Here is a 19,911-nt window from a genome sequence, read left to right on the forward strand (position 1 = left end):
GTTTCAACACAGCGCCCCACAAACCACACGTTGTATTCGAACGATCACTTCAAACGGGCGGGACATCGCGCCAATTGGAGGACCTGCTCGGTGCGAGCGCGTTGACTTCGCTCCCGAAACTGGCGATTGTCTACGGCAGCCTTCAATGACCATCCTGCCGCCCCCACATGTCCTCCGAAACGCTCGCCGCCGTGCTCCAGCCCATTCCCCGCGATCCGGGCTGGCCGATCGTTGGCAACCTGTTCCAGATCACGCCCGGCGAGGTTGGCCAGCACCTGCTGGCGCGCAGCCGCCACCATGACGGGATCTTCGAACTGGACTTCGCCGGACGGCGCGTGCCGTTTGTCTCGTCGGTGGCGCTGGCCAGCGAGTTGTGCGATGCAACGCGCTTCCGCAAGATCATCGGGCCGCCCTTGTCGTACCTGCGCGACATGGCCGGCGACGGCCTGTTCACCGCGCACAGCGACGAACCCAACTGGGGCTGCGCGCACCGCATCCTGATGCCGGCGTTCAGCCAGCGCGCGATGAAGGGCTATTTCGACGTCATGCTGCGCGTGGCCAACCGGCTGGTGGACAAGTGGGACCGGCAGGGCCCGGACGCCGACATCGCCGTGGCGGACGACATGACGCGGCTGACCCTGGACACCATCGCGCTATCCGGCTTCGGCTACGACTTCGCGTCGTTCGCCAGCGATCGGCTGGACCCGTTCATCGTGGCGATGGTCGGCGCGCTGGAAGAGGCGATGGACAAGCTCACGCGGCTGCCGATCCAGGATCGCTTCATGGGCCGCGCCCATCGCAAGTGCGCCGAAGACATCGCCTACATGCGCAACCTGGTCGACGACGTGATCCGCAAGCGGCGCGCGGCACCGATGCCCGGCATGGATCTGCTGAACCTGATGCTGGAAGCGCGCGATCCGGAAACCGACCAGCGGCTCGATGACGCGAATATCCGCAACCAGGTCATTACCTTCCTGATCGCCGGCCACGAGACCACCAGCGGCCTGCTGACCTTTGCGCTGTACGAGTTGCTGCGTAACCCCGGCGTGCTGGCGCAGGCCTATGCCGAGGTGGATGCCGTGCTGCCGGGCGACGCGCCGCCCGGCTACGCCGACCTGGCGCGCATGCCCGTGCTCGACCGCATCCTCAAGGAGACGCTGCGCCTGTGGCCCACCGCCCCGGCATTCGCGGTGGCGCCGTTCGAGGATGTGGTGATCGGTGGCCGCTATCACCTGCGCAAGGACCGCCGTGTCTCCGTGGTGCTGACGGCGCTGCATCGGGACCCCAAGGTGTGGGCGAACCCCGAGCGCTTCGATATCGACCGCTTCCTGCCGGAGAACGAGGCGAGGCTGCCCGCGCACGCCTACATGCCGTTCGGGCAGGGCGATCGCGCCTGCATCGGCCGGCAGTTCGCGCTGACCGAGGCCAAGCTGGCGCTCGCGCTGATGCTGCGCCACTTCGCCTTTCACGATCCGCATGACTACCAGTTCCGGCTCAAGGAAACCCTGACGATCAAGCCCGACAACTTCGTGCTGCGCGCACGGCGGCGGCGGGCGCACGAGCGCATCGTGACAAACGTGGCGGCCCCGGAAGCGACCGGTGCAGCGCAGGCGGAGGTACGCGGTCATGGCCAGTCGCTGACGGTGCTGTGCGCGTCATCGCTGGGCACCGCGCGTGAGCTGGCCGAGCAGATTCACGCGGGCGCCGTGGGCGCGGGATTCGACGCCAGGCTCCAGGATCTGGACGAGACCGTCGGCGCGTTGCCGGTGTCGGGCCTTGTCGTGATCGTCGCCGCCACCTACAACGGCCGCGCGCCGGACTCCGGCCGCAAGTTCGAGGCGATGCTCGATGCCGAGGCGGCGCAGGGCTATCGCGCGGCAGGCTTGCGGCTGGCGCTGCTCGGCTGCGGCAACTCGCAATGGGCGACGTACCAGGCATTCCCGCGCCGGGTGTTCGATTTCTTTACGGCCGCCGGCGCGGTGCCACTGTTGCCGCGCGGCGAGGCCGACGGCAATGGCGACTTCGACCAGGCGGCCGAGCGCTGGCTCGCGCAGCTCTGGCAGGCGCTGCAGGCCGAAGGCGCGGGCGATGGTGCGAGTGCAGGAGGCGCGGGCCTCCAGGTCCGGCTGCGCAGCATGGCCGCGATCCGTGCCGACACCCTGCCGGCTGGCACGCAGGCGTGCACGGTGCTCTCGAACACCGAGCTTGTGAACGACCCAAGTGGCCTGTGGGATTTCTCGATCGAGGCGCCGCGGACTTCCACGTGCGACATCCGGCTGCAACTGCCGCCGGGCGTGACCTATCAGGCCGGCGATCACCTGGCCATCTGGCCGCAGAACGAGGCACGGCTGGTGGAGGCGTTGTGCGAACGGCTCGACCTCGATCCGGGCGCCATGGTCACGCTGTCCGCGCCGCCCGGCGCCGGCCGCGGGTTGCCCATCGGCGAGGCGCTGCCAGTCGGCCAGTTGCTGACGCATTTCATCGAGCTGCAGGATGTGGTGTCGCGCCAGACCTTGCGCGGATTGCTGCAGGCGACGCGCTGCCCGTTCACGCGGCAGGCGCTGGAGCAACTGGCGTCTGACGATCCGGAACGGGGCTACGCGGCGCAAGTGGTGGCACGGCGATTGGGCGTGCTGGACGTGCTGACCGCGTATCCCGCCATCACGCTGACGCTGCAGGGCCTGCTGGCCTGCGCGGTGCCCATGCGGCCACGGTTCTATTCGATCGCGTCATCGCCACGGGTATCGCCGGACGTGGCGACGCTGCTGGTTGGCACGGTCTGGGCGCCGGCGCTGTCCGGACGCGGGCAGTTCCGGGGCGTCGCGTCGACGTGGCTGCAAGGCCTGGCGCCCGGCGCGCGTGTGGCGGCATCCGTGCGCACGCCGAATCCGCCGTTCGCGCCGGAGGCCGACCCGGAAGTGCCAATGCTGCTGATCGGTCCGGGCACGGGTATCGCACCGTTCCGCGGCTTCCTGGAAGAGCGCGCCGCCCAGCATGCGGCGGGGCAGGCGGTGGCGCCCGTGCAGTTGTACTTTGGCTGTCGCCACCCGGACCATGACTGGCTGTATCGCGACGAGATTGCCGGATGGGCCAGCGCCGGCGTGGCCGAGGTCCACGCGGCGTACTCCGTGGTGGAGGGCGCACCGCGCTATGTGCAGGATCTGCTCTGGCAGCGGCGGCAGGATGTCTGGGCACGATTGCAGGCCGGCGCGACGGTCTATGTCTGCGGCGACGGACGCCGCATGGCGCCGGCGGTTCGCCAGACGCTGATCGACATCGGCGCGGAGCAGGGCGGGATGACGGCGGACGGCGCCTCCGACTGGTTTGCGACGCTGGTCGCGCAGGGGCGGTATCGGCAGGACGTGTTTAACTGACCCGCTCATTTTCTTACTCACTCACGCGTTGCCGTCGAGCACTGCCGGCGGGCTTCCACGGATTCGGGCTATCGGATGCGGCCTGGCTGGCGGCTGGTAGCGGGGCGGCAGCGCGGCTGGTGACGAGGTGGCAGCCGGGTTGGCAGCGGGTTGGCAGAATTCCACGGATCATTGTCAGCCGGCCACCCGGCCCGCGCCTTACGCTGGGAACCATCCCCCTCTCGTCCGGAGACCCCCGATGGCTATCCCCGCGATGCGGCAAGCGCGCGTGCTGGCGCTCTGTCAGGCGCTCTATACCGCAGCACTATCCGTCGACCTGACCCTGACCGGGCTGGTCGGCTACACCCTGGCGCCTGACAAGGCGCTCGCCACGCTGCCGTTCGCGCTGATCACCGTCGCGTCGGCGCTGACTGCCATCGCGGCGGCTTTTCTCATCGAGCGGCTGGGCCGGCGCTTCGCGTTCTGCCTCGGCGGGCTGGCGTGCACGATCGGCGGGCTGGTCTCGGTCTGGGCGATCTATCGCCATCACTTCCTCCTGTTTTGCGTCGGCACGGCGCTGGTTGGCGTGTTCCAGGCGTTCGCGCGGTTCTACCGGCTGGCCGCCGCCGATGCCGCGCCGGCACCGGACAAGCCGCGCGCCATCTCGGTGGTGCTGACCGGTGGCGTGGTGGCTGCGGTGTGCGGCCCCGCCATCGCCGCGTGGAGCGTGGACATGATGCAGCCGCTGCCGTTCGCCGGCGCCTATCTGGTGGTGGCGGCCTTCGGCGTACTGACCGTGCTGCTGCTGGCCATCGCCTATCGGGACCCCGCATCGCTGGCGGCCACCACGGCCGGGGACGGCCTGCCTGCGCGACCGCTGGGCGAGATCGTGCGTCAGCCGGTGTTCGTCGCCGCGTTTGCCAACAACGGCATCGGCAACGCCGTGATGATGTTCATGATGACGGCCACGCCGATTGCCGCCGTGGCGTGTAACCACACGATCACGCAGGGCGCGCAGATCATCGAATGGCATCTGGTCGGCATGTACGCGCCATCGTTCTTTTCCGGCTGGTTGTTGCAGCGCTTCGGCAACCCGGTGATGCTGATGAGCGGCATTGCGCTGTCCGCGCTGGCGTCCGTGGTGGCGCTGTGCTCGACCTCGCTGCCGGCGTTCTATGTGGCGCTGCTGTGTCTTGGCGTGGGCTGGAACTTCATGTTCGTGGGCGGCACGACGTTGCTGGCCGGCAGCTATCGCACCGCCGAGCGCGCCCGCACGCAGGCCGCGAGCGAGTTTTCCGCAGCCGTGCTGACCGCGCTCGCCACGCTGGCGGCGGGGCAGGTGCTCCATCACTGGGGCTGGAGCGCCGTGAACCTGGCCGTATTCCCGGCGCTGCTGCTGGCGCTGGTCATGACGGCAGGCTGGCAACGCCATGCACGGCGCCAACAGGCAATGGCCGTGGCGGCCTGAAGCGGGAGGTATGATCGACACGACGCGCGCCGGCTGACGGGGACGCCCCCGACACAGCCGGCGATCGCCATTCCGACCGCCCCGATGTCCCCGAGTCGCCCGAGGCCAGCCCGGGGCCACTCACTTTCGCCGAATCGCCATGCCATCCGACCTGCACCTCGTCTCCGAATTGCCGCGCGTCGTGGTGATCGTCGCGCCTGATCCCGCGCAGGAACTGGACGTGACCGGGCCCACGGCGGTATTCGGCGCCGCCAACAAGCTCTCCGGCCGACCGCAGCCTCCTTACGAGGTGCACGTGGTCAGCGTCAGCGACGATGCCATCGTGCGCACGGAGAGCGGCTTGCGGATGCTGGCGGACGCGCCTTATTACCAGATCGTCGACAAGATTGGCCGGCCGATCGATACGCTGCTGATCTCGGGCGGCTCCGGTCATGCCCGGGCCGCCGACGACGCGCGGCTGATCGACTGGATCCGCGCGCAGGCCCCACGTGTGCGGCGGTTGGGGGCCGTGTGCACGGGCGCGTTCGTGCTGGCGCGCACCGGGCTGCTCGACGCGCAGCGCGTCACCACGCACTGGCGCCACGCCGGCCGGCTGGCGGATTGCAATCCGAGGCTGACCGTCGATGCGGACCCGATCTGGATTCGCGCCGGGCGCTTCTACACGTCGGCGGGTGTCACGGCGGGGATGGATCTCTCGCTGGCGCTGGTCGAGGAAGACCTGGGGTACGCCGTGTCGCTGGAGGTCGCGCGAGAGCTGGTGCTGTTCCTGCGGCGGCCCGGCAACCAGGCGCAGTTCTCCACGTCGCTGCGCGCCCAGGCCGCGGAAAGTCCGGAGCTGCGCGCACTGCAAGGATGGATGGCCGACAACCTCGGCGGTGACCTGTCGGTGGGTGTGTTGGCCGAGCGCGTGGCGATGAGCCCGCGCAACTTCGCGCGCGTGTTTGCGAAGCAGGTCGGCGAGACCCCGGCGCGCTACGTCGAGCGGCTACGGGTGGAGGCGGTGCGGCGGCTGCTGGAAGGCAGCGACCGCAGGCTGGAAGGGATTGCCCGCGCCACCGGATTTGGCAACGCGGACATCATGCGGCAGGCATTCCTGCGGCATGTGCAGACCACGCCCGAGCGCTATCGGGCGGCATTCAAGGCCGGGCAGGGCGGCGACCTGGCGGCCTAGCTGACAGTTTTTTCCGAGCGCCGCCGAACGTCGCCAAACGCCGAGCGCCGGACGGCGCGAGTTGCCGGCAGGCAGCGCCGCCGGCAACCCTGTCCGCGCTTAGCGGGCGCCCTGCAGCGCCGCGATCCGCGACTCGATCGGCGGGTGGCTGGAGAACAGCGCCAGCCACGACTTGCCGCCCGAGATGCCCATGGCCTGCATGTTCTGCGGCAGGCCGTCGGCGTCCAGACCACCCAGGCGGCGCAAGGCGGCGACCATTGGCGTGGGCGTACCCATCAGCCCGGCGGCGCCGGAATCGGCACGGTATTCGCGATGACGCGAAAACGCCGCGACGATGATGCTGGCCAGGATGCCGAACACGATCTCGCAGATCACCACGGTCACCATGTAGCCGATGCCGGGGCCGCTCGACTCCTCGTCATTGCGGCGCAGCCACGAATCCACGAAGTAGCCGACCACGCGCGCCATGAAAATGACGAACGTGTTCACCACGCCCTGGATCAGCGTCAGTGTGACCATGTCGCCATTGGCGATGTGCGCCACTTCGTGCGCCAGCACGGCCTCCACCTCGTCATGGGACATCGACTGCAGCAAGCCGGTGGACACCGCCACCAGCGAGCTCTTCTTCGATGCGCCCGTGGCAAAGGCGTTCGGCTCGCCCTCGTAGATGGCGACTTCCGGCATCGGCAGGCCGGCCCGGGTCGCCAGCTTTTCCACGGTCTGGACGAGCCAGAGTTCCGTGCTGGTGCTCGGATGCGTGATGACCTGTGCACCCGTCGACCATTTGGCGATGGTCTTCGACATGAGCAGCGAGATGAACGATCCGCCGAAACCCATCAGCGCGGCGAAGACCAGCAGCATGCCGAGGTTGAGGCCGTTGGCGGTCAGGAATCGGTTCACGCCCAGCAGGCTGGCCGTGAAGCTGAGAACAAGCATGACGGCGATGTTGGTCGCCAGGAAAAGGAGAACGCGTTTCATAGTGGTGGGGCAAGACTCGAAAGGACGCGGACAGGCCGCAAGAGCGCGCGGCACGTTGCGACGCGCCACACGACACACAGATGCGCGGACCGAAGGCCGCGCGAAAGAGGATCAGCCGCGCGGCGGGCGCGGCAGGCGGGGAAGGTCGGGGTCTGGCAGGGCTGTGCCGGCGTAGTGCGGCAAGGCGCTCCGGCCGTTGGGCGCGGCCACGCGCGGCAGCGGCGCGGGCAGCAGTTGCTCGGCAAAGTCGGCACCCGGGGGCGACGGCTCCGCGTTGTCGGCGGGATAGGGGGATTCGCCCGATTCGGCCGGCGTGACGAAGTCAGCCTGGTCGGCCTGCACGGCTTGTACAGCTTGTACGGCGAGTTCGATCACCGCCGTGTTGGCATTGGCCTGCGTGGCCGGCGATGCCTCGGCCTGCGCGCTCGCCACCCTGGCCGCAGGCGCGCCAGCACGCATGGCCGTGTCTGCCCAGGCCTGCAGCGGCAGGAAGGCAAGCAGCACGATCATCAGCAGGAAGCGGAGCGATTGCACGGGGGCGTGTCACGTGGGGACGACATCGATGGCGTCGATTCTACAGGATGGCGCCGCCAGCCATCGGCCGGAAAAGTGCGCTATCCGATGATTCTCAACGCCGCCCGGGTGCCCCACCACGCAGCCTCCTCGAACACGGAAAGGCCGGACAGGTCGGCATGGGCAAACTGGATGCGGCCATCCGCCTGCCGCAGCGCGGCGGCGCCGGGATTGGTCAGGAATCCTGGCACCGGTGTGGCCATGGCATGGCCGCGTGCGGTGATCTCCACTGCATCGGCATGGCGCCAGAAGTCGCGCCCATAGACCTCGCGGAGGTCCGTGACGGCGAGGTCCAGCAACGCGGCCGGCGCGGCATCGGCCAGCCAGCGGCGGACGGCGTCAGGCGAGGCCGGCGAGGTGGACGGTGAGCTCGACGATGAGGTGGCCGGCACGCCTGACGCGGCGTCCAGCGGGCAATAGGCGGTGAAGGCGGTTTCCGCCGGCCGCGCCTGCCGGATCCACTGGTGCGTCGCCACGACGTAGCCAAGCCCGCGCGATCCGTGCACGACGTTATCCCAGGCCAGCGGCACGCCGGCCGCCTCGGCGGGAAACCCGCGCAGATGAAACGAGGACACCAGCCAGGGTGCGTGCGGGCGCAGGTGGGTGGCCGGGTCGAAGCCGAACGCCGCCAGCGGCACCACGCGCGCGGCCACGTGAAGCGGCATCGCACAGATTACGCGGCGGGCGCGCAGGCGATAAGACTTCGGTGGCCGGCCGACGCCGTCGGGCCAATACACGCAGCGCACGCTGACACCGTCGCCCGCCTCGTCAACGCGTACCGCCAGACCGGGCCGTCGCCAGCTGCGTGCGGTGCCGTCGGGTGCGTCGCCGACCGTGCCGCTCCCCGGGCCACCATCGGCGCCGCGCCCAGCGCCCCGAAGCGCGTCGATGCGCGCCGACAGCCGCGTGACGATGCCATGCAGGCCGTCCGGCCACGTCAGCACGGCGCCGTCCGCCGCGTTGCGCGCATGGCCGCCACGGCTGGCGAAGTAGTGCAGTCCGGCCCAGGCCGACACTACGTCGGCTCCGGCGCCGTAGTCGTCGCGGCAGCAATAGTCGGCGTACCAGTGCAGCGTCGGCGCGGTGAAGCCTTCGGCGACCAGCCACTGGCGGAAGGTCTGACGGTCGAGTGCCGTCCATGCCGGATCGCGCGACGCCAGCGCGAGGGGAATCGCGAACACCTTGCGGCCATCGCTTCCCGTCGCGTGACGCAAGGCGTCCATGCGGGCAAGAAAGCGCTGGTGCTGGTCGTGAGACGCGTCGCTGTCGGGAAGCAGCCCGCCCTGCCATCTGCCGTCGAAGAACAGCCGTTCCTCCGGAGCATGCACGACCACGCGTTCGTCAAAGCGCGGGCGGGCATCGAACGGATCGCGCTCGATGACGCCGATATCGGCCAGCATCTCGCGCACGTGTGTCGATTCAGCCGACGGCAGCGGCAGGTAGTGCGCGCCGCGCGGATAGGCGATGTCGCCGAACTGGCCGCCCGCTGCATTGCCGCCGAACTCGGGCCCATCGACCATGACGACATCACGCAACCCGGCGCGCGCCAGCTGCCATGCGGCGGACAGCCCGGCCACGCCGCTGCCGAGGATCGCCACTTCGCAGCGAAGCTCGCCGTCCGGCTCGGGCCACTGGCGCACATCGCGCAGTGCGTGGCCTTCCGCCATGCCCGGGCGCAGCACCACGGGCACCGGCTCGCGCAGCCCCAGCCCGGCGAGGAAGCGGCCGGCCTCGTCGCCAAGGCGGTCGCATCCGGCCAGGGCCGTGCCGGCGGCGGCGATCAGGAAGCGGCGGCGGTCCATCCCGGCTCGGATCGGGGCGACAACGATTCAACAGGCACGGGCACGGCGCAACGCAGTCGGGCGGGCCGCGACGTGCCGGGCGAGAACTTAGCGAATGACATTGCGCCAGTCTTCCTCGAAGTCATGCACGAGGGTTTGTTCGTTGAGGCGATTGGCCGCGCCGGCGCGCGGCGCCATGTCGGCCGGAAAGCGGAACATCAGCGCCGTGGTGTCGGCATCGAGAAATTTCATCGGCACGTCGTAGCGCGCGGGCGGGGTGTAGTCGGCGCGCTTGCCGGCGAGGATGAAGCCCCATTCGCCGAACGACGGCACGTAGGTGTGGTACGGCCAGGTGTGCAGGCCGGCTTCGCGCAGCGTGGCGTCGATGTCCCAGAAGGAGCGCGGCGCGTAGTAGGGCGAGGTGGACTGCACCACCGCGTAGCCCTTCTCGGCCAGGTGGCGCGCCAGCAGCCGGTACATCGGCACCGAGTACAGTTTGCCGAGGCCGAAGTTGGACGGGTCCGGCAGGTCGACGATGATCGCGTCGAAGCTCTCGCGGTTCTGTTCGAGCCATTGCGCGGCGTCGGCATTGACGACGGTGACGCGGCGATCGGTCAGGGAGTCATGATTCAGCGCCCGCAGCGGAGCGCTGCGCGAAAACAGCGTGGTCATCGCCGGGTCCAGGTCCACCAGGGTGACATGCTCCACGTGGCCATACTTGAGGATCTCGCGCAGCGCCAGCCCGTCGCCGCCGCCGATCACCAGCACGCGGCGCGCCCACGGCAGCGCCTGCATGACCGGATGGACCAGCGCCTCGTGGTAGCGGTGCTCGTCGCGCGAGGAAAACTGCAGGTTGCCGTTGATGTAGAGCCGCAGGTCGTCCTTCCAGCGCGTGATGACCAGCCGCTGGTAGGGCGTGGTCTCGCTGTGGATGATTTCATCGCCGAACAGCCCGCGTTCCGCCCAGCGTGTCAGGTGGTTCGATCCGGCAAAGCCGGCCGTCAGCAGCGCCAGCACGATGCCGGCGCGCAGCGATCGCGTGGCGATGTGGGACACCTCGTCGCGAAAGATGCGCAGCGTGAACAGCGCCACCGCCACGTTGAGCATGCCGAACAGGAATCCGGTACGCGACAGCCCCAGGCGCGGGGCGAGGACCAGCGGGAACACCAGCGACACCGCCAGCGCGCCGAGGTAGTCGAACGTCAGCACGCGGCTGACGAGGTCGCTGAACTGGGCCTTGCGGGCGTTGAGGACCCGCATCACCAGCGGAATCTCCATCCCGACCAGCAACCCGATCACGAACACCAGCGCATACAGCGCGGTCCGGAACGGGGCGGAGAGCCACGCGAACACGACGAACAGCAGCGCCGCGGAAATCCCGCCGAGCAGGCCGACCAGGATCTCGATGTCGATAAAACGCGACAGTACGTCCTCGTCCTTCACATAGCGCGAGAGCCAGGAGCCCACGCCCATGGCGAACAGGTAGCAGCCTATGATGGAGGAGAACTGGAGGATGGAATCGCCCAGCAGGTAGCTGGACAAGGCGCCGGCGATCAGTTCGTAGCCCAGCCCGCAAGAGGCGACGATCAACACCGAAAGAACGAGGGTACGGTCGCGCATGGGGCGGCGGTCGCAACAGGAGATCAGCCGGCCGTGCGAGGCGACCGGTATGTCAAGAATCTGATATTGGAAAAAATGCGACTGCGGCTATACTCTGCCGCGCAGTTCCGCATCGCGAAGGACCGGATACAACCACCACCACGTCGACTACGAAGGGCCGGCACGGCAACCCGAACCATGCAACCAATCTATGCCTACGTCGAGCACTTGCTGGCAAGCCTTGTGCTGCTGGTCGTGTTCGTCGGAGTCTACACCAGGATCACGCCGTTCCACGAGTTCACGCTGATCCGCCAGGGCAACGTTGCCGCAGGGCTTTCGCTGGCCGGGAGCACGCTGGGCTTTTGCTTCACGCTGTCCTCCAGCATCCAGCATAACGACACCTTCCTGATGTTCCTGGTGTGGTCGCTGGGCGCGCTGGTGGTGCAGGCCGCCGTCTATGCGGCCCTGACGCGCGCGCTGCCTGACATGGACGCTGCCATCGAATCCAACAACATCGCCATGGGCGGCCTGATGGGGACCATTTCGGTGACCGTGGGCGTGCTCAATGCCGCCTGCCTGTCCTGACCGGACGGGCGCCCGGCAGGCATCCCCGGACATCCCGGCACAACCCTGAACATTGCTGAATATCCCCTTAGAGGAGCTGACATGAGCATCGGGTCATTCATCAGGAAGCAGTTCATCGACATCCTCCAGTGGACGGAGGATACGGACGGCGTACTGGCATGGCGCCATCCGATGGAGGACATGGAAATCCAGTACGGCGGCAGCCTGACCGTCCGGGAGTCCCAGGTGGCGGTGTTCGTCAACGAGGGCAAGATCGCGGACGTCTTCACCCCCGGCATGTACAAGCTGACCACCCAGACGCTGCCGGTGCTGACGTACCTGAAGAACTGGGACAAGCTGTTCGAGTCGCCCTTCAAGTCGGACGTCTATTTCTTCAGCACCCGGCTGCAGATCGGCCGCAAGTGGGGCACGCCGCAAGCCATCACCATCCGCGATGCGGACTTTGGCATGGTGCGGCTGCGCGCGTTCGGCCTGTATTCGTACAAGATTGCCGACGCGGCGAAGTTCTACAGCGAGATCAGCGGCACCCGCGCCGAATACACGCGCGACGAGGTGGAAGAGCAGCTGCGCAACCTGCTGATCGCCACGATGACCAGCACGCTGGGCGCATCGTCGGTGCCGTTCCTGGACATGGCGGCCAACCAGGCGCTGATGTCGCAGACGATCCGCGAGAAACTGGCGCCCGAGTTCGAGCGCTATGGCGTGGTGCTGGACAACTTCGCGGTCACCAACGTCTCGCTGCCCGAGGAACTGCAGAAGGCGATCGACACGCGCATCTCGATGGGGATGATGGGCGATATGACCCGGTACACGCAGTACCAGGTGGCCAGCTCGATCCCGCTCGCCGCGCAGAACGAAGGCGGCGTGGCCGGCCTGGGCGCGAGCCTGGCGGCCGGCGCGGTGATGGGTCAGGCGATGGCTGGCGGGCTGGCGGGCGGGGTGGCCGGCGCCGCGAGCGGTGCCCCGGGCGTACCCGCGCCTGCGGTGCCAGTGGCCGTAGCTGGCGCGGCGGGGACGGCTGGGGCAACCCCGGCACCCGCCGATGATCCGGCCGCGCGCCTGCAGAAGCTCAAGGAGTTGCTCGACAAGAGCCTGATCTCGCAAGCGGAGTTCGACACGGCCAAGGCGGAGATCCTCAGGAAGCTGGTCGGCTAATCCTCCCTTATGCAAACGGTCAACTGTCCGGGCTGCGGCGCGGAGGTCAGCTTTCGTTCGTCCGCCGCCGTCATGGCGGTCTGCGAGTATTGCCACAGCACGCTGCTGCGGGAAGCGGACGCCGTCCGCAGCATCGGCAAGATGTCGTCGGTGCTGGAGGACTACACGCCGCTGCAGCTCCATGCCAGCGGCGTATGGCAGGGGCAGGGCTTTGCGCTGGTCGGCCGCATCCAGCTGCGCTATGACGCGGGCCTGTGGAACGAGTGGTATGTGCTGTTCGATGACGGCACCGATGGCTGGCTGGCCGATGCGTCCGGCCAGTACATGCTCACGCGGCGCATGCCGCCGGAGGCCGCCGCCACGGCTTCGGTCAATCCGCTGCCGAAGTTCGAGACGCTCAAGCCCGGCGACGGGCTGTTCTTCGACAAGTACCGCTACGAGGCCGGCGACGTGCGCACGGCGCGCTGCACCGGCGGCGAAGGCGAGCTGCCGTTCCAGGTGGGCGCGGGCTGGACCGCGCAGGTCGCGGACTTCCGCAACGAGGGCCGCTTCCTGACGCTGGACTATGCCGACGGGTATCCGCCATCGGTGTACACGGGCGAGCTGGTCACGCTCGCCGGGCTCAAGTGCCAGTTGCTGCGGGGCGCGGACGAGATCGGCCGCACCGCGGACAAGTATCGCGGCAAGGCCGTGCCGCTCGGCTGCCCGAACTGCGGCAGCCCGATCGCCTATCGTGCGGGCATGGCCAGCTTTGTCGTCTGCCCGAGCTGCCACAGCGAGGTGGATTGCACGACTTCCACCGCCATCGTGCTGGAAAAGCATGCCGAGGTGGAGGCGCTGCAGACCAGCCTGACCCCGGGCGAGGTGGGCACCATCGACGGCAAGCCGTACACGGTGCTGGGGCTCCTGCAATGCATCGATGACGACGAGGACGAGGCGTCCACGTGGGTCGAGTACCTGCTGTTCAACGAGGAAGCCGGACTGCTCTGGCTGGTGGAGCAAGACGCCGGCTGGGACCGCGTGCGCGTGCTGGATACATGGCCGCGTATGTCGACGGCAAAAACGGCGGCCTTCGAGGGCAAGGAATTCCGGCAGGGTTTCGACTACGAGAGCCGCGTGCTCTACGCCGCCGGCACGTTCAACTGGCGGGTTCAGGCCGGCGATACCACGCGGCTGACCGAGTTCGGCGCGCCGGCGCGACGGCTGACGCGCGAAACCAGCGAGACCGAGATCGTCTGGACGCTGTCCACGACCGTGAGCCGGTCGCAGGTGGCGCAATGGTTCAAGGGCAACAAGGCGCTGGCGGAGGCCGCAAGACTGTCGGAGGCCCGGCGGGCCGAGGCGCCGACCGGCGATCTCGCCTATTGCCGCAAGACGGCATGGGGCGTGGCCATCGTGATGTGGGTGTTGAACCTGCCGCTGGCGTTTTTCAATGGGCGCAACTTTGCCGGGCTGTTCGTCGGGACGCTCCTGCTGTGGGCGCCGGTCTGGATCGTCGAGCACTACACGGGCGAGCGGAAATCCGGCCGCGATGGCGATGGTGGCGATGGTGACAGTGACGGTGGTGGTGACGGTGGCGGAGGAGACTGAGCGCGTGCGATTCCTGTTTCTTGTCTATGGCGTGGCCGTGCTGTTCGGGGTCACCTTCTATACGCTGGGCGATGCGTCGGGCGCGCGCGGCCGGGGCTGGTCCGGCAGTTCGGGCTTCAGCGGCGGCAGCGGTGGCTGGTCGTCCGGTGCCGGCCACAAATAAGCGCCGCGATGAATGCCCCCGTGCTTCCTTGTCCACCGATCCTGGGCCGCCACCTGCTGCTCGACATGCAGGGCGTGGCCGCGACGCGGCTGACTGACGCCGCATTGATCGAGCGCGTGCTCTACGACGCCGCGCGCGCAGCCGGTGCCACGCCGGTGGACGGCCGCTTCCAGCATTTCGGGCCGGGGCTTGGCGTGACCGGCGTGCTGCTGCTGAAGGAATCCCATATCAGCATCCACACCTGGCCCGAATATGGGTTTGCGGCGGTGGACATCTTCATGTGCGGCACCGCGCAGCCGGAACTGGGCATTGAAGTCATCCTGGCGGCGCTGTCGCCGACCGTCGCCAACGTGCGCGACCAGGCCCGGGGGCCCGGACTGGCCTGAAGGACCGGGATCATCGCCGCGTACCCACTGCTGCGCCAGGGGCTTTGCGGATGGTCTACACTCCGTTCGTAACCCTGTAATGACTACAGGGATTTGAGACGCGGAGGACATGATCATGCGAATCGGCGAGCTGTCCCGCCACAGCGGCTGTGACGTTGAGACCATTCGTTACTACGAGCGCGAGGGCCTGCTGGATGCGCCGCAGCGCGAGGACAACGGCTATCGCCGCTATGGCGACGGTCATCTCGTCCAGCTCAATTTCGTCCGGCATTGCCGCTCGCTGGGCATGAGCTTGTCCGACGTGCGGCGCCTGCGGGACTTCCAGCGCAATCCCTCGCTGGCCTGCGACGATATCAACACCCTGCTGGATCGCCAGATCGACCAGATTCACGCGCAGCGGCTGGCGCTTGAGGCACTCGAAGGCCAGCTGCGCGCGCTGCGCCACACCTGCGAGAAGCCGAATCCGCATCCCGCCAGCGAGTGCGGCATCCTGCAGAACCTGCAGCAAGCGGCCGAAGGTGCCGCCTGCGAGTGCCATCCGCGGCACTGAATTGCATCGACGGGGCACCCGGGTCTTCCACCAGCCACCTCCGCTCCCGCCGAGAGTGGGGTGCCCGTGCCAGACCGACGCGACGGCCTGTGCTAGCATGACCGCTCGTCACATCGACGTCTTTCCCATATCCCAGACTTTTCTCACGATGTCTTGCGCTCAGCCGTTCGCCGCCTTCGCCCTGGTCCGCACTCCGCGGCCGGCGCACGCGTGCGCGGCGGTGGCGCTTGCCGCCATCGTCACCGACCGCCGGATCAGCGCCCCGCTTGATCCCGCCCGGTTCCCGGCCTGACCGATCCCCACTAAGCGGGTCCCGGCGCCGAACCGGGCCTGAGCCACCGCAGTTTCACCAGCCGGCGCGCCAGTTTCCGCGCCGGATATCGATTTCCCAGCCCACGACGGCCGCCACGCGTCTCGATTCCGCACCCGGCCGCCATTCAGCGAGAGAGGCATTGCCATGGCCAAGTCCGCCAACGTTTCCAACGCCGCGTCTTCCACCCTGTACCTGACCGAACTCGACGTGACCCGCCTGGAGGGCATTGCCAGCCGGGCGGGCACCGCCGAACTCGATGAAATGCTCGATGCGCTGCTGGCGCGTGCGGCGATCGTGCCGCCTGACGCCATCCCCAGGGATGTCGTGACGATGAATTCCCGGATCGTCTGTGCGCTGGAGGGGGAGGCCGCGCCACGCGACTGGACGCTGGTGTATCCGGACGACGCCGATCTGGCGGCCGGACGGCTGTCGGTGCTGTCGCCGGTGGGGCAGGCGCTGCTGGGTACGCGGGCAGGGCAGACGGTGAATTACCGTCTGCCGGACGGCCGGGCGCAGAGCGTGACGGTGATCGAAATTGCCTTCCAGCCCGAAGCCAGCGGCCAGTTCACGCTCTGAACCGGCGGCGAGTTCACGCTCTGAAGCAGCCGCGTACCCACCCCGCACTGGCTACCTGAACCCCGGGCGAACTGGCTTCGCCGGGGTGCCACTTCCGTCTGACCGGTGCCGGCAAGCCTGCCGGCCGGTCGCCAAACCGTGCCGTTCGTCCGCAAGCCCGTCGTTTCACGGCGTGCAACGCACCATTCGTCGCAGCGGTATTTCTCGTTTCCAGCCGACCCACTAACCTTCACTCCGTGCTCGCATGGCAACAAAGATTGCGCATCCGGGCAGCAGTCAGCTGCGTCCATAAAAAAGTAATGATCAGTTGAAGGAGTCCCAGATGAACGCCAAACGTATCCTTGGCGGCGCCCTTGTGTTCGCCGCGTTTGCCGCCTCGGCAGTTGCCATTGCCGCGCCCGCCACGACCAGCAAGGTCGGCAAGTTCGATGTGTATGCCGACGCGTCGCGTACCGGCAAGTTCGATACCTTCTCGGAAGGATCGAAGATTGGCAAGTACGACACCTACACGGATGGTGCTCGCCAAGGCAAGTTCGATACCTTCAGCGAGGGCTCGCGCCAAGGCAAGTTCGATACCTTCAGCGAAGGCTCGCGCACGTTTAGCGGCGAGATCTCCGCGTCGGCACTCGACAATGCCCGTAACGGCGACCTCTATGGCTATCGCGTCTGATTGCCTGTCCTGATGGACATCAGCGGCCACTTCGGTGGCCGCTCAGTTTTCTCTCCCACCTGCGCGACCGACCTCCTCCTTCTCTCTCCGTCGCGCAGGTGATTTTTCCCCTCAGGTTTTTCCCCTCCGCAACGATGCCGGCGTGCCTGCACGACCCAGCACGACCTCCGCTCGACCTCCCGCACGCTTGTTGCCGTACCAAGGCGCCCCGTCTGCGCTGAACTCAGGCTGTACCGCTCTCGCGCCATGTCGACTCGTATCGACTATCAGCGACTTATAGCGATTTGCATGGTTTCGTATGTGCTTCGCCCGGACCTGCTCGCGCCTCCGGCGCCGCTCGCCTTGACGGTGGCGTGACCTACGGTTGCCGCGCGGCGAAGGTGTCGCACTTGCGGATGTCGCCCGTCGTCAGGCCCTGACGCAGCCAGCGCACGCGTTGCTCGCTTGTGCCGTGCGTGAAGGCTTCCGGCACGACATAGCCTTGCGCCTGCCGTTGCAGCCGGTCGTCGCCGATGGCGGCCGCGGCCTTCAGGCCTTCTTCCACGTCACCCGGCTCCAGCAGCGCCTGATTGGCGCGCTGCGCCGTCGCGGCCCAGACGCCGGCCAGGCAGTCGGCCTGCAACTCCATGCGCACCGAAAGCTGGTTCGCCTGCGCTTCGTTCATCCGCCGACGCGCGGCATCCACCTTGCCGGAGACACCCAGCAGGTTCTGCACATGGTGGCCAATCTCGTGCGCGATCACGTAGGCCTGCGCAAAGTCGCCGCCGGCACCAAAGCGCTGGCGCAACTCGTCATAGAACGCCAGGTCGATGTAGACCTTCTGGTCGCCGGGGCAGTAGAACGGCCCCATCGCCGATTGCCCGGTTCCGCACGCGGTGGGCGTGGCACCCGAGAACAGCACGAGCGTAGGCGGCGCGTAGCGGCGATTCAGATCGGTCTCGAAGATGTGCTCCCACGTCCGCTCGGTATTGCCGAGGACCTTGCGCGTGAACACGGTCAGCTGGTCGTTGGCGGCCGGCCGGTGCGCCTGCGATTGCGGCGCCTGTTGCGGCTGGCCCTGGATGACCGAGGCGCCCTGGAAGATCAGCGAGGGATCGATGCCGAAGAAATAGGACGCGGCCAGCGCAATGATGACGGTGCCGATGCCGATGGACTTGCCGCCGATGCCGAATCCGCCGAACCCGCCACCACCGCCGCCACCGCGGCGGTCTTCTACGTTCTGGCTTTCGGCTTCGTCATCGAGACGCATGGGGGCTCCGTCAATGCAGGGTAAAACGGCAGCCACGATTGGCTGCCGGATGCCGGAGCAGTATAGCAACGGCACCTGACGGCCCACATGCTGTGCACAAATCGTTACGTGAAAAAAGGAGCCGTCCGCGACACCCGACGACCAGAGCGCGGACGGCCAGTGAGCAGGGGGTCAGCCTGCCCGACTCAGGGAAAACAAAAGCATGTCGTGCGGTGCCGCGCGCAACAGGCGCATCAGCCGCATCAGGCGGTGGCGGTCTCCCGCGCGGCGTTGCCAATGCCGAACTCCGCATCGAGGCCACCGGCCACTTCCGTGCCGACCTCGGCGACGCGCAGCAGGTTGGTCGTGCCGCCCTGGCCGAATGGCATGCCGGCCGCGATGGTGATCTGGTCGCCGGGCTCCGCGTAGCCTTCCACCAGCGCGGCGCGGGCGGCAGCCTCCACCATCTCGTCCACGCTCTGCACGTCCGGGCTGACCGTCGAATGCACGCCCCACGCAATCGCCAGGCGGCGTGCGATGTCGAGGTTCGGCGTGATGCTGACGATCGGCGCGCACGGCCGCTCGCGCGCGGCGCGCAGCGCGGTGGCGCCGGACGACGTGTAGGTCACCGTCGCCCGGGCGCCGATGATGTGCGTGACTTCGCGCAGTGCCGCGCAGATCGCATCCTGCCGCGTGGAGAGCGGCGCCTCGTGCTGGGCGTCGATCATGTTGCGGTAGAGCGGGTCGCGTTCCACCTCGGTGATGATGCGGTCCATCATCGCGACGGCCGGCACCGGATGGCGGCCGTTGGCGGATTCGGCAGACAGCATGACGGCATCGGCGCCGTCGTAGATGGCGCTGGCCACGTCCGACGCTTCCGCACGCGTGGGCACCGGCGAGTCGATCATCGATTCCAGCATCTGCGTGGCGATCACGATCGGCTTGCCGAGTTGGCGGCAGATGCGCAGGATGCGCTTCTGCACGCCAGGCACGCGCTCGGGCGGCAGCTCCACGCCGAGGTCGCCGCGCGCGACCATCACCGCATCGGAGACGCGCACGATTTCTTCGAGCTGCTGCAGGGCGGCCGGCTTCTCGATCTTCGACAGCACGCCGGCACGGGTGCCGATGATCTCGCGCGCTTCCACGATGTCCGACGGACGCTGCACGAACGACAGTGCAATCCAGTCGGCACCGAGCTCCAGCGCGAACGCGAGATCCTTGCGGTCCTTTTCCGTCAGCGCGGGAATCGAAATCACGGCATCGGGCACGTTCACGCCCTTGCGGTCGGACAGCGTGCCGTTGTTGGCCACGCGCGTGGTGATGCTGCCGCTGGCCACCGATTCGATGTTCAGGCGGACCTTGCCGTCGTCGATCAGCAGCGACTGGCCGGCGCTGGCCGCGCGGAACAGTTCGGGATGCGGCAGGTAGACGCGCGTCGCATCGCCTGGCGTCGGATCACTGTCGAGCACGAATGCATCGCCGGTGCGCACGGCGACCTTGCCGGCCGCGAACGTGCCGATGCGCAGCTTCGGACCCTGCAGGTCCGCCAGGATCGCGATGGGGCGGCCGGTCTCGGCCTCCACGCGGCGCACGGCGTCGTAGCGCGCGCGATGATCCTCGTGGGTGCCGTGGCTGAAGTTCAGCCGGAACACATCGGCCCCGGCATCGAACAGCTGGCGGATCACCGCGCTGTCCGTGCTGGCGGGACCGAGCGTGGCAACGATCTTGGCTTTGCGCTGGCGTCTCATCTTGTCTCCTCTTCCATTCTCGGA

At 68.0% G+C, this 19,911-nt stretch carries 18 protein-coding genes; 12 read left to right on the plus strand and 6 right to left on the minus strand.

What is annotated here, in order from left to right:
* Positions 1–167: 167 nt before the first annotated feature.
* The 3 genes from BLR29_RS18620 (at position 168) to BLR29_RS18630 (ending at position 5,992) form a co-directional block, all read left to right on the plus strand.
* Positions 168–3,374 (plus strand): bifunctional cytochrome P450/NADPH--P450 reductase, encoded by a 3,207-nt coding sequence (locus BLR29_RS18620; protein ID WP_092138506.1) that lies wholly within the window; start codon positions 168–170, stop codon positions 3,372–3,374.
* A gap of 238 nt (positions 3,375–3,612) precedes the next feature.
* On the plus strand, positions 3,613–4,821 hold the full coding sequence (locus tag BLR29_RS18625) for an MFS transporter (protein ID WP_092138507.1): 1,209 nt from the start codon (positions 3,613–3,615) through the stop codon (positions 4,819–4,821).
* 139 nt (positions 4,822–4,960) lie between these two features.
* Positions 4,961–5,992, plus strand: coding sequence for a GlxA family transcriptional regulator (locus BLR29_RS18630; protein ID WP_092138508.1), 1,032 nt, complete (start codon positions 4,961–4,963; stop codon positions 5,990–5,992).
* Between the two features lie 99 nt (positions 5,993–6,091).
* Here BLR29_RS18630 and htpX read toward each other — a convergent pair whose 3' ends face one another.
* From htpX to BLR29_RS18650, 4 genes are all read right to left on the minus strand, one after another.
* On the minus strand, positions 6,092–6,970 hold the full coding sequence (gene htpX / locus BLR29_RS18635; protein WP_092138509.1) for a protease HtpX: 879 nt from the start codon (positions 6,968–6,970) through the stop codon (positions 6,092–6,094).
* A 111-nt stretch (positions 6,971–7,081) separates the two neighbouring features.
* Positions 7,082–7,504: a hypothetical protein gene (locus BLR29_RS18640; protein ID WP_255371308.1), complete on the minus strand. Its 423-nt coding sequence runs from the start codon at positions 7,502–7,504 to the stop codon at positions 7,082–7,084.
* 80 nt (positions 7,505–7,584) lie between these two features.
* Positions 7,585–9,345: an FAD-dependent oxidoreductase gene (locus BLR29_RS18645; RefSeq protein ID WP_092138510.1), complete on the minus strand. Its 1,761-nt coding sequence runs from the start codon at positions 9,343–9,345 to the stop codon at positions 7,585–7,587.
* 87 nt (positions 9,346–9,432) lie between these two features.
* Entirely contained in the window at positions 9,433–10,944 is a 1,512-nt protein-coding gene (locus BLR29_RS18650) for a polyamine aminopropyltransferase (protein WP_092138511.1), read from the minus strand.
* A 177-nt stretch (positions 10,945–11,121) separates the two neighbouring features.
* Here BLR29_RS18650 and BLR29_RS18655 point away from each other — a divergent pair, with 177 nt between their 5' ends.
* The 9 genes from BLR29_RS18655 to BLR29_RS18695 all read left to right on the plus strand — a co-directional run bounded on the left by BLR29_RS18655 (position 11,122) and on the right by BLR29_RS18695 (position 16,911).
* The gene (locus BLR29_RS18655; RefSeq protein ID WP_092138512.1) at positions 11,122–11,508 is read left to right on the plus strand and encodes a DUF350 domain-containing protein; all 387 of its coding nucleotides are present in this window, start codon (positions 11,122–11,124) and stop codon (positions 11,506–11,508) included.
* Positions 11,509–11,589: 81 nt separating this feature from the next.
* Positions 11,590–12,663 carry an SPFH domain-containing protein gene (locus BLR29_RS18660; RefSeq protein WP_092138513.1) on the plus strand — a complete coding sequence of 358 codons (1,074 nt, stop codon included), beginning with the start codon at positions 11,590–11,592 and terminating at the stop codon, positions 12,661–12,663.
* Positions 12,664–12,672: 9 nt separating this feature from the next.
* Positions 12,673–14,253, plus strand: a complete 1,581-nt coding sequence (locus tag BLR29_RS18665; RefSeq protein WP_092138514.1) for a DUF4178 domain-containing protein — start codon at positions 12,673–12,675, stop codon at positions 14,251–14,253.
* The gene (locus tag BLR29_RS32480; RefSeq protein WP_176860992.1) at positions 14,210–14,416 is read left to right on the plus strand and encodes a hypothetical protein; all 207 of its coding nucleotides are present in this window, start codon (positions 14,210–14,212) and stop codon (positions 14,414–14,416) included. Before BLR29_RS18665 ends, BLR29_RS32480 begins: the two co-directional genes overlap by 44 nt.
* A gap of 8 nt (positions 14,417–14,424) precedes the next feature.
* Positions 14,425–14,802 carry an adenosylmethionine decarboxylase gene (speD, locus tag BLR29_RS18675; protein WP_092138516.1) on the plus strand — a complete coding sequence of 126 codons (378 nt, stop codon included), beginning with the start codon at positions 14,425–14,427 and terminating at the stop codon, positions 14,800–14,802.
* A 115-nt stretch (positions 14,803–14,917) separates the two neighbouring features.
* Complete coding sequence (locus BLR29_RS18680; protein ID WP_092138631.1) at positions 14,918–15,352, plus strand: Cd(II)/Pb(II)-responsive transcriptional regulator; 435 nt, start codon at positions 14,918–14,920, stop codon at positions 15,350–15,352.
* A gap of 97 nt (positions 15,353–15,449) precedes the next feature.
* Complete coding sequence (locus BLR29_RS18685) at positions 15,450–15,644, plus strand: hypothetical protein (RefSeq protein ID WP_092138517.1); 195 nt, start codon at positions 15,450–15,452, stop codon at positions 15,642–15,644.
* 165 nt (positions 15,645–15,809) lie between these two features.
* On the plus strand, positions 15,810–16,241 hold the full coding sequence (rnk, locus tag BLR29_RS18690) for a nucleoside diphosphate kinase regulator (RefSeq protein WP_092138518.1): 432 nt from the start codon (positions 15,810–15,812) through the stop codon (positions 16,239–16,241).
* Between the two features lie 322 nt (positions 16,242–16,563).
* A complete protein-coding gene (locus BLR29_RS18695) occupies positions 16,564–16,911 on the plus strand; it encodes a hypothetical protein (RefSeq protein WP_092138519.1) in 348 nt (115 codons plus the stop codon).
* Between the two features lie 358 nt (positions 16,912–17,269).
* Here BLR29_RS18695 and BLR29_RS18700 read toward each other — a convergent pair whose 3' ends face one another.
* Entirely contained in the window at positions 17,270–18,160 is an 891-nt protein-coding gene (locus BLR29_RS18700; protein ID WP_092138520.1) for a KPN_02809 family neutral zinc metallopeptidase, read from the minus strand.
* A gap of 242 nt (positions 18,161–18,402) precedes the next feature.
* Positions 18,403–19,887 carry a pyruvate kinase gene (gene pyk / locus BLR29_RS18705; protein ID WP_092138521.1) on the minus strand — a complete coding sequence of 495 codons (1,485 nt, stop codon included), beginning with the start codon at positions 19,885–19,887 and terminating at the stop codon, positions 18,403–18,405.
* Positions 19,888–19,911: the final 24 nt, after the last annotated feature.

Origin of the sequence: Cupriavidus sp. YR651 (genome assembly GCF_900101625.1) — a bacterium.
Lineage (GTDB): Bacteria > Pseudomonadota > Gammaproteobacteria > Burkholderiales > Burkholderiaceae > Cupriavidus.

What these genes read in the sequence shown, in the direction of transcription:
- BLR29_RS18625 (WP_092138507.1), top strand. Translation starts at nt 3,613, where the DNA reads ATGGCTATCCCCGCGATGCGGCAAGCGCGCGTGCTGGCGCTCTGTCAG.
- BLR29_RS18655 (WP_092138512.1), top strand. Translation starts at nt 11,122, where the DNA reads ATGCAACCAATCTATGCCTACGTCGAGCACTTGCTGGCAAGCCTTGTG.
- pyk (WP_092138521.1), bottom strand. Translation starts at nt 19,887, where the DNA reads ATGAGACGCCAGCGCAAAGCCAAGATCGTTGCCACGCTCGGTCCCGCC.
- BLR29_RS18680 (WP_092138631.1), top strand. Translation starts at nt 14,918, where the DNA reads ATGCGAATCGGCGAGCTGTCCCGCCACAGCGGCTGTGACGTTGAGACC.
- speD (WP_092138516.1), top strand. Translation starts at nt 14,425, where the DNA reads ATGAATGCCCCCGTGCTTCCTTGTCCACCGATCCTGGGCCGCCACCTG.
- htpX (WP_092138509.1), bottom strand. Translation starts at nt 6,970, where the DNA reads ATGAAACGCGTTCTCCTTTTCCTGGCGACCAACATCGCCGTCATGCTT.
- BLR29_RS18630 (WP_092138508.1), top strand. Translation starts at nt 4,961, where the DNA reads ATGCCATCCGACCTGCACCTCGTCTCCGAATTGCCGCGCGTCGTGGTG.
- BLR29_RS18685 (WP_092138517.1), top strand. Translation starts at nt 15,450, where the DNA reads ATGACCGCTCGTCACATCGACGTCTTTCCCATATCCCAGACTTTTCTC.
- BLR29_RS18620 (WP_092138506.1), top strand. Translation starts at nt 168, where the DNA reads ATGTCCTCCGAAACGCTCGCCGCCGTGCTCCAGCCCATTCCCCGCGAT.
- BLR29_RS18700 (WP_092138520.1), bottom strand. Translation starts at nt 18,160, where the DNA reads ATGCGTCTCGATGACGAAGCCGAAAGCCAGAACGTAGAAGACCGCCGC.
- BLR29_RS18660 (WP_092138513.1), top strand. Translation starts at nt 11,590, where the DNA reads ATGAGCATCGGGTCATTCATCAGGAAGCAGTTCATCGACATCCTCCAG.
- BLR29_RS18650 (WP_092138511.1), bottom strand. Translation starts at nt 10,944, where the DNA reads ATGCGCGACCGTACCCTCGTTCTTTCGGTGTTGATCGTCGCCTCTTGC.
- BLR29_RS18665 (WP_092138514.1), top strand. Translation starts at nt 12,673, where the DNA reads ATGCAAACGGTCAACTGTCCGGGCTGCGGCGCGGAGGTCAGCTTTCGT.
- BLR29_RS32480 (WP_176860992.1), top strand. Translation starts at nt 14,210, where the DNA reads ATGGTGACAGTGACGGTGGTGGTGACGGTGGCGGAGGAGACTGAGCGC.
- rnk (WP_092138518.1), top strand. Translation starts at nt 15,810, where the DNA reads ATGGCCAAGTCCGCCAACGTTTCCAACGCCGCGTCTTCCACCCTGTAC.
- BLR29_RS18695 (WP_092138519.1), top strand. Translation starts at nt 16,564, where the DNA reads ATGAACGCCAAACGTATCCTTGGCGGCGCCCTTGTGTTCGCCGCGTTT.
- BLR29_RS18645 (WP_092138510.1), bottom strand. Translation starts at nt 9,345, where the DNA reads ATGGACCGCCGCCGCTTCCTGATCGCCGCCGCCGGCACGGCCCTGGCC.